Source organism: Mycobacterium sp. 1245852.3 (genome assembly GCF_001669335.1).
In the GTDB taxonomy this organism is placed as follows: Bacteria; Actinomycetota; Actinomycetes; order Mycobacteriales; family Mycobacteriaceae; genus Mycobacterium; species Mycobacterium europaeum_A.
Window position 1 is genome coordinate 1 of the sequence record NZ_LZLL01000627.1, and the last position, 1,019, is coordinate 1,019.

At 69.7% G+C, this 1,019-nt stretch carries 2 protein-coding genes; both read right to left on the bottom strand.

Translation table 11 applies throughout. The features are described from left to right. A partial coding sequence (locus tag A9W96_RS29230; RefSeq protein WP_067144644.1) for a formylglycine-generating enzyme family protein occupies positions 1-809 on the bottom strand: 809 nt, incomplete at its 3' end. 27 nt (positions 810-836) lie between these two features. Then, on the bottom strand, positions 837-1,019 hold a 183-nt coding region (locus A9W96_RS29235; RefSeq protein WP_156765468.1), incomplete at its 5' end, for a DUF4436 family protein.

Here is a 1,019-nt window from a genome sequence, read left to right on the forward strand (position 1 = left end):
GGACGGTAACGGTGGCAGTACTCCGGCGCGCACAGGTGGCTGCCGCCCTTCAACGCTTGGTTGACGGACGGATCGGCCGGGCCCGACGGGGCGCAGCAGGACTTGGGCGGCCGGTCGAGCCGGTGATGCGCCGAGTATTCGGTGGCCGTCCACTCCCACACGTTGCCGATCATGTCGACGAGCCCAAAAGCGTTGGGGGGGAAGGTACCTACCGGCGAGGTACCCACCCAGCCGAGCGCCCCGTCGTTGCGGTACGGGAAGCTGCCCTGCCACGTGTTGGCCATCAGCCGCCCCTCGCTGGTGGCCTCGTCACCCCAGGAGTACGTGGTCGTCGAACCGGCCCGCGCCCCGTACTCCCACTCGGCCTCGGTCGGCAGGCGCCGGCCGGCCCAGCGCGCGTAGGCGGTCGCATCCGGATACGCCACCTGCACCACCGGATGATCGCCGCGGTCGCGGACATCGCTGTCGGGCCCGAACGGGTGGCACCAGCTCGCGCCGGGCACCCACCGCCACCACTGTCGCCAGTCGCGCAGGTCGACCGGCCCGGCGGTCGGACGGAAAACCATTGCGCCCGGGCACAAATCGTCGGGGTCCACGCCCGGATACAGCGCCGGGTCGATCGGCTGCTCGGCCACCGTCACATATCCGGTGGCGGCGACGAATTCGGCGAACTGCGCGTTGGTGACCGGGTGCCGTTCCACCGCGATCGGACCCACCGTCACGGTGTGGATCGGCGCCTCTTCGGGGTAGAAGCTGGTCGATCCCATGCGGAATGATCCGCCGGGGAGGTCGACCAGCTCGGTTAGCACCCCGTCAGGCTACGCCCGCCGGGCGCCTCAGTCGGATTGCCGATACCAGGTGAGCATGTACAGCGCCATCGCCGCGACCAGTGCGATCAACACCCAGATCACCAGGGCTTGGTCGATCCACGCGCCCGGCGGGGGCGCCCCCGGTAAAAAGTTGCGGATGGGGATGACGGCGAACAACATGGCGGCGAACCACGTGACGAACGGCGGCAC